Annotated in this window: 6 protein-coding genes; 1 reads left to right on the top strand and 5 read right to left on the bottom strand. The window is 33.7% G+C overall.

Features of this window, described 5'->3' with window-relative positions; translation table 11 throughout:
• Positions 1 to 679: 679 nt before the first annotated feature.
• The 5 genes from ACPYKA_RS16375 to ACPYKA_RS16355 form a co-directional block, all read right to left on the bottom strand.
• Entirely contained in the window at positions 680 to 1,966 is a 1,287-nt protein-coding gene (locus ACPYKA_RS16375) for an adenylosuccinate synthase (RefSeq protein WP_479543289.1), read from the bottom strand.
• Between the two features lie 180 nt (positions 1,967 to 2,146).
• On the bottom strand, positions 2,147 to 3,502 hold the full coding sequence (gene dnaB / locus ACPYKA_RS16370; protein WP_479543288.1) for a replicative DNA helicase: 1,356 nt from the start codon (positions 3,500 to 3,502) through the stop codon (positions 2,147 to 2,149).
• A gap of 58 nt (positions 3,503 to 3,560) precedes the next feature.
• The gene (rplI, locus tag ACPYKA_RS16365) at positions 3,561 to 4,007 is read right to left on the bottom strand and encodes a 50S ribosomal protein L9 (protein WP_479543287.1); all 447 of its coding nucleotides are present in this window, start codon (positions 4,005 to 4,007) and stop codon (positions 3,561 to 3,563) included.
• A 1-nt stretch (position 4,008) separates the two neighbouring features.
• Entirely contained in the window at positions 4,009 to 5,979 is a 1,971-nt protein-coding gene (locus ACPYKA_RS16360) for a DHH family phosphoesterase (protein ID WP_479543286.1), read from the bottom strand.
• Positions 5,980 to 6,005: 26 nt separating this feature from the next.
• Positions 6,006 to 6,959, bottom strand: a complete 954-nt coding sequence (locus ACPYKA_RS16355; RefSeq protein WP_479543285.1) for a YybS family protein — start codon at positions 6,957 to 6,959, stop codon at positions 6,006 to 6,008.
• Positions 6,960 to 7,122: 163 nt separating this feature from the next.
• On the opposite strand from ACPYKA_RS16355, the gene ACPYKA_RS16350 reads away from it, so the two are divergent.
• Entirely contained in the window at positions 7,123 to 7,653 is a 531-nt protein-coding gene (locus ACPYKA_RS16350; RefSeq protein WP_479543284.1) for a DUF1189 family protein, read from the top strand.
• The last annotated feature ends 302 nt before the right edge of the window (positions 7,654 to 7,955 follow it).

The following is a 7,955-nucleotide window of genomic DNA, read 5'->3' as shown; positions in this document are numbered from 1 at the left end:
TAATATATCTGCAATTGGTTTCTCATCATCAACAACAAGTATCTTTAAGGCCATTTTCCTTTTCCCTGCTTTCTATATGATAATAATCTATTCTATCTTTCATCATTTATATTTTTTTATCCTATCCCTATATTCTAACGTATTTAAAGTAAAATGTCAGATACTTTACCATGAAAAAGGACTGGGATATACTTCAAATTGATGGATAGCTTAAATTCTACTTCACCCAACCTTAGCCCCCTTCATAATCCCCGCTACTTTTTGTGAATCTTGCAATCTCACAACTTTGTCACTATTTGCTATTCATTTACTTTTCTCTAAGCTATTAATTAAATATTAGCTAAATGGTTCTAAATCAGATTGGCTCTTTACTTATCTGAAGATATTTAAATTTTAAGAATGAGTGGAGAGATAATATATGAAAAATGGCGGTCGCTATTGCTGCTCGGACTAGCATTAATGATATTAGGAGGATAAAGATATGGTTTCTGAAGATTTTTTGATTGGAAAATGGAAGGCAACTGCTGGCTATTCAGTACAAGGAAAGTTGTTATTTTGAACGGGAGAAGTAAACTGATATTTTGGACGAGAAGAATATGCAAATCAAGAAAATAACAGACTTATGGCTCGCTCAAAGGCGAGCCATAGTATCTGCCAATAAAACTAAAACATATTTGTTTTATCTATACACGCTTCTTACTACGTTTGTTTGTGTACGGTCAGGACCAACTGAAAAAATCGATAGTGGAATTTCAGTTAATTGAGCGACTCTTTCTAAATAATGACGCGCATTTTCCGGTAGTTCATGTAAGCTTCTAACACCGGTAATATCTTCCGTCCAGCCTGGTAACTCTTCATAAACCGCTTCACACTTAGCGAGCGTGTTCAAATTGGCCGGAAACTCTTTAATAATACTTCCGTTATATTTATACGCAACACAAATCTTTAATGTTTCAATACCGGTTAGAACGTCTAAAGAGTTAAGTGAAAGATCCGTGATTCCACTTACACGACGGGCATGACGGACAACAACACTGTCAAACCAGCCAACACGGCGAGGTCTTCCTGTTGTCGTTCCATATTCTCTTCCCACCTCACGAATTTGATCACCAATTTCATCTTTAAGTTCCGTTATAAACGGACCGTCGCCAACCCTTGTTGTATATGCTTTAGAAACGCCCACAACTGTCGAAATTTTAGAAGGGCCAACTCCTGAGCCTATTGTTACACCACCAGCAACTGGATTAGAGGAGGTAACAAATGGATATGTCCCTTGGTCAATATCTAACATAACTCCTTGTGCACCTTCGAACAGTACACGACGACCTTCATCAAGCGCATCATTTAAAACAACAGATGTGTCGCAAACATATTTAGCCATCTGTTGTCCGTACTCGTAATATTCCTCTAAAATATCCTCTATACGTAACGGTTCAACTTCATATACTTTTTCAAACAGACGGTTCTTTTCTTTTAAATTTTGTGCTAATTTTTTCTCGAATACTTCTTTATCTAATAAATCAGCTATACGGATTCCAATACGTGCCGCTTTATCCATATACGCAGGGCCAATTCCTTTTTTTGTTGTCCCAATTTTATGAATACCCTTTTCCTCTTCTTGAAGAATATCTAATTTTAAATGGTATGGTAAAATAACATGTGCACGATTACTAACTCGTAAATTATCTGTTGAAACATTTTTATCATGTAAATATTTGATTTCTTCCATAAATGCTTTTGGATCAATTACCATTCCATTTCCTAATACACTAGTTTTTTCCGGGAAGAAAATACCTGATGGAATTAAATGTAATTTATATGTGACATCGTCAAATACAATCGTATGACCAGCATTATTTCCACCTTGATAACGGGCTACTACTTCTGCATTTTGAGACAAAAAGTCAGTAATTTTCCCTTTCCCTTCGTCACCCCATTGCGTACCTACAACAACTACTGAGGACATCGTACCCGGCACCTCCACTTATTTTTAAAGTAAATAATTATCAAATTACATTTGTAAGTGTACCAATTATAACGAACCAAGTCAATTGAAACACGAACATTTAAATCTTTTTTTTGTATAATGTTCGGCAATTGCGCTTAGGTTAGTTGAATAAAAATAGTTTATACGTAAAATATACGTTTATACAGGTACTGGTGGGGGGACTTCACTATCTCCATAACGGAAATCTAAGTCAACGAACTTATTAAATTCTTTAACAAAAGCCAATTCTACTGTCCCAGTAGGACCATTTCGTTGTTTTGCCAAAATGATTTCTATATTTTGTTGTTCGGACTCAGAATCATAATAATCATCTCTGTAAAGGAACCCTACAATATCAGCGTCTTGCTCAATACTTCCGGATTCACGTAAATCAGACATCATCGGGCGTTTATCCTGACGGGACTCAACACCACGGGATAGCTGTGATAACGCAATAAGTGGTACCTCTAATTCCCTAGCTAAACCTTTTAGAGACCGAGAAATTTCTGATACTTCTTGCTGTCTGTTATCTCGTGAATGTTCACTTCCTTGGATAAGTTGTAAATAATCGATAATAATCATTCCAAGGCCATGTTCTTGCTTAAGACGTCGACATTTTGAACGAATATCTGTTACCCGAATACCCGGAGAATCATCAATATAGATTCCTGCATGAGATAAGCTTCCCATAGCCATCGTTAACTTTCCCCAGTCTTCTTGTTCTAATTTTCCGGTACGAAGTCGTTGCGAATCAATATTTCCTTCCGCACATAGCATACGGGAAACTAGTTGATCTGCACCCATTTCCAAACTAAAAATTGCTACATTTTCATCGGTATTTATAGCTACGTTTTGTGCAATATTAAGTGCAAAGGCTGTCTTCCCCATCGATGGTCTTGCAGCAATAATGATTAAATCGTTTCGCTGGAATCCGGACGTCATCCGGTCCAAATCCCGATAACCCGTCGGAATTCCTGTGACATCATCTTTTGCATGATGCAATTGTTCAATATTGTCATAGACATCAATTAAAACATCTTTAATCGGTTTAAACGCATTAACATTTTTTCTGCTTGAAACTTCCAAAATACTTCTTTCAGCTTCATCTAAAACTTCCTCAACTTCATCTTCTCTTGAAAAAGTTTTTGTAACAATATCAGTAGCCGTGCTAATTAGACGACGTAAAAGCGCCTTTTCCTCTACTATTTTACTATAGTAGTCGATATTGGCAGCCGTTGGTACACTACTGGCAAGATCAGTTAAATACGTAACCCCTCCAGCAATGTCAAGCTTGTCCGAATTAGCAAGTAATGTAGTTACCGTTACGATATCGATCGGTTCACCTTTTTCAAATAGCTTATACATCGCCTCAAAAATCACTTCATGGCTAGCTCGATAAAAGTCAGCAGGACCTATACGTTCTGAGGCAGTTGAAAAAACATCAGGTTCTAAAAATATTGCTCCAATTACCGCTTGTTCTGCTTCAATATTATGCGGAGGTATACGCTCATTCACACTTCATTCATCCTTTATCTTCCCAAGTAATAGGAAGTCGTTCTTTATTTGTTAAAAATTATTCTTCCGTTACATGAACATTTATTGTTCCGTTTACTTCATGATGCAGTTTTACTGGTATTTTATGATGTCCTAATGATCGAATTGGATCTTTCAATTCAATTTTCCGTCTGTCTACATTTAGTTTATGTTTTTTCTTTAGTTCATCTGCAATTTGTTTACTTGTTATCGATCCAAACAGGCGACCACCTTCACCTGATTTAGCTTTTATAAGGACAGTCGTTTCAGCTAGCTTAGCTTTTAATTCTTCAGCAATAGACTTTTCTTCTTGTTCTCTTTCAGCCTCTTTTTGCTTTTGTGCGTTTAATTTTTTTAAATTCCCTGGTGTTGCTTCTTCAGCTAGATTATTTTTAAATAAATAATTATTAGCATAACCTACAGAAACATCTTTTACTTCGCCTTTTTTCCCTTTTCCTTTTACATCTTTTAAGAAAATAACTTTCATTTTACGTTCTCCCCTCTAAATATTTATTAATTTTTTCTTTTAATTTTTCTTCTACTTCATCTATCGTTAATCCTTTTATTTGTGTAGCTGCATTTGTCAAATGCCCTCCGCCGTTCATCTCTTCCATAATTATTTGTACATTCACATCTCCCAATGAGCGTGCACTAATAGATACTGTTTCTTCATTTCTCCAGGCAATTACAAAGGATGCTGTTACATTATCTATCGTTAATAATGTATCAGCTGCCTGCGCAATAATAATTTGATTATAAAAAGCTTCATCTGCTTTTGCTATTGCTAAAGAATCACGATAAATATAGGCTCTTTCTATTAATTTATTTCTTTTTACTAATGTACTCAAATCTTCCTTAAGAAACTTTTGGATTAATATTGGATCCGCACCTCTCGATCTTAAATAAGATGCAGCATCAAAAGTTCTAGATCCTGTTCGAAGTGCGAAACTTTTCGTATCAACTATTATACCAGCTAGTAACGAAGTCGCTTCTAATGTAGATAATTTCTTTTTATTTGGTTGATATTCAATTAATTCAGTTACTAACTCGGATGTAGACGATGCATACGGCTCCATATAAACGAGTGTCGGATTATTAATAAAATCTTCCCCTCTTCGGTGATGGTCAATAACGACTTTATATTCGGCATTTCGAAGAAGTTTTTCATGTGCTACAAGAGATGGTCGGTGAGTATCGACAACTACAACTAAACTTCGGCTCGTATAAATAGCATCAGCTTCGTCTGGACCAATGAAATGTTTCCATAATCCTTCTTCTTTCTTCACCATATCAATTACACGAGCAACTCCTGTTGTAGAGTCATTTTCATCAAAAACAATAAACCCTTCTACATTATTTGACTTCGCAATATTAAGAACTCCAATTGTCGCACCCAAGGAATCCATATCTGGCGCCTTATGCCCCATAATAAGAACATTATCACTTTCTTGCACTAATTCTTTTAATGCATGGGAAATTACTCTTGCCCTTACTCTGGTCCGCTTTTCCATTGGATTTGTTTTTCCACCATAAAAACGAACTTTACCAGTTTCATCTCTAATAGCAATTTGATCTCCGCCGCGGCCTAACGCAAGGTCTAAACTAGATTGAGACAATTTTGCCAATTCTGGGATCGGTACATTTCCTACACCAATACCAATACTTAAAGTAATCGGATTTCTTTGTACCTCTTCTATATTGATTGATCTTATTTCATCCAAAATCTCAAATCTTGATTTTTCAAGCATTTCTAACGTCTGCTTCGTTAAAACCCCAATAAAACGATCTTGAGATGTTCTTTTTAAATAAAAATGATAGTCATCAGCCCATTTATTTAAATGTGATGTTACGATTGAATTCAGTTGACTTTTGACATTATCACTCATATTTCGCGAAATTTCTTCATAGTTATCTAAATAAATTGTTGCAAGCACTAACTGCTCATTATAATATTGTTTTTCCAAACGCTTTTCTTCGGTACGATTAAATAAAAAGAGAGCTTGATTCGAATAATCCACCCTTGTTTTCAATTGTAAACCATTTATACTTAACCAAATTTCATCCTTTTCTTTTTTAAGCTGAGATATAAGATCTTCTGAAAAAATGTCTAATGACTTACCAAAGAAGGAAGATTCATCTTCAATTAAGCTATAAATAAACGGGTTTACCCATTTTATTTGGAAATTTTCATTATAGATAATAATCCCAATCGGCATGTTTAAAAATACTTGTTCTCCAGCATCTTTAATTTGATACGATAATTGGGACATATTTTCCAATTGAGTTTTTTCAATCTTTCTTTCTTCACGATTATAATAAATAAAAGTAATAATAAAAAGAATGGCAAAAATAGACCCAATAATCCAATGAAAATAAAATAGGACACATACCATTGTAAAAGAGAGAACATATACAGCCCATATATAATTGTTCTTTAATTTTTTCCAAAAGTGTTCCAACATGTTCAACTCCTAAATTTCCTCACCTATTTTTTACTATTTTCATTGTTTAAACGTGCTTTCAACGAAAAGCCTAAATCAATTATACCAATAATTCGAATAAGAAACAGGAATAAAAAAGGAAGTAAGAGAGTTACAACAACAATTATTATCGGTATTGATTTATGAACTTTTTTATGATCAGCATAGAAAAAGATAAATGAAAAACCTTGAATGGTGATCAATACAATCGTTAAAGCAACCACATTCATGACGATTAAATATAATCCGCTACCTTCACCAAGATCTACAAAAGATAAAATTAATGCAAAAAAGTAAATCCAGATAAGGGAAACAGGTAAATTGAAATTTTTGAAAGGAGGAAATGATAATCTTTTGTTTTCCACTCGATTTATTACTTTATAACTAATCCACTGACTTATAAAAGCAAAAAATATACTACTAATTGCAATACTGGATGGTAATAAATCTTTAAAAGCATACATTTGCTCTTCAAATAGTTGTACTTGTTTTTCTGTTTGCGAATCGAGACCCATCTGATCAAATATTACTTTTGTCATTGCAATCGAATCTTCAATTACAACATCCATTTCTTCGTAAATATTGATATTTGCAACAAATTGCAGCACTAACAGAACTAAAACCATTCCTATAATAAATCCTAATGTTCCTTGTGCCCATACTTCATAAGGTTTTAGACCTCGATAGATTGCTCCCCCTATTAATATACCACCGATTCCAACAAACAAGGTAACTGGCAGAGAAATAACTGTTGCAAAAATCAACGATAACACAATGGTACTAAGTAACATAATTAAAGTGGGCTTCAAACCGTGTCTTGCTGCATAAATTATAAAAGGTACTGGTAAAATAAAAATACCAAACGTAATGATAGGTGGAATAAATACGATAAGTAGTAAAAGTACAATATAGACTGCTGTTAATAGTGCTCCATCTGTTATTTTTTTTGATTGATTCATCATTACACCTCAAGTTTCTATATAAATACTCCATTATATAATAATATCAGATTTAGCTGTTAATTGTTATTGATGGTTACCAATTATAATACTTAATATATTTTATATCTTATTCATACCGTCCATTTTCTGTTAGAGTGTTTAAAAACATGGTATAGTATTCATGATGGATAATGTAAAACTAAAGGGACGAGAATTGATGAAAGATTATTGGAATGCTTTTTTACATAGTTTAAGACTGCCTAAAAAGCAGTCCGTTTTTGCGTTAAATCGCATTGGAATGGACATTACTGTTATTTACTTGTTCTTCTTATTAGCCATTGCATCTTTACCAGCTTTTTATGAACAAATTATTGTTAATGAATCTTCAGCAACACATATTCATCCTTTTTTCTTATTAATTTACTTTTTTATATTTTACTATTTGGTTTTAGTTCTAATCGTATTTTCACTACTCTCCATTATTGCATACATAGGAACATTAATTACAAGAGGGTTAAAGCGAAAATTGCGGTTCTCAATTATTTGGAAAATGACTGCATTTTCAATTACCACTCCATTACTATTATTTACAGTAATTTCATTTTTCCATCCACTAAGTTCATTATTTTTACTTTTAGCTACCATTTATATTTTTTTCATTTTAATAAAAATTATTTTAATTTATCCAAAAAGAAAAGTACGGCAGTCATAGATGGATGATATCGGAACTATTAGAAAACTTGGCATTCGTTAAAGAAAACATGCCCTTATCACTATGGATATCCGTGAGTTAAGCGCAAAGTCTGTTCTTGGTCGCCCTTCCTTAGATCCGTAACTGGCGGTGACTCGGTAATGTTGCACTTATGCTAAATAAGTGCGAGCCTTTGGATGAATACCTTAGTTGCATTATGCAGTAAGAAAGGATTTCTTACCTGCCTAAAAAAATAAAAATTCCTTTTCAATATCCTATTAGAATATGAAAAGGAATTTTTTAATTATTCACTAACAAATGGC

Source organism: Pseudogracilibacillus amylolyticus (SeqCode), from assembly GCF_051918545.1.
Classification (GTDB): Bacteria; Bacillota; Bacilli; order Bacillales; family Amphibacillaceae; genus Pseudogracilibacillus.
Note: the sequence above shows the minus strand (reverse complement) of the source record. Positions and strands in the feature narration are given on the sequence as shown.

Coding starts and splice junctions, on each gene's coding strand:
- ACPYKA_RS16375 (WP_479543289.1), bottom strand. CDS start 1,966: ATGTCCTCAGTAGTTGTTGTAGGTACGCAATGGGGTGACGAAGGGAAA.
- ACPYKA_RS16355 (WP_479543285.1), bottom strand. CDS start 6,959: ATGAATCAATCAAAAAAAATAACAGATGGAGCACTATTAACAGCAGTC.
- ACPYKA_RS16350 (WP_479543284.1), top strand. CDS start 7,123: ATGATGGATAATGTAAAACTAAAGGGACGAGAATTGATGAAAGATTAT.
- rplI (WP_479543287.1), bottom strand. CDS start 4,007: ATGAAAGTTATTTTCTTAAAAGATGTAAAAGGAAAAGGGAAAAAAGGC.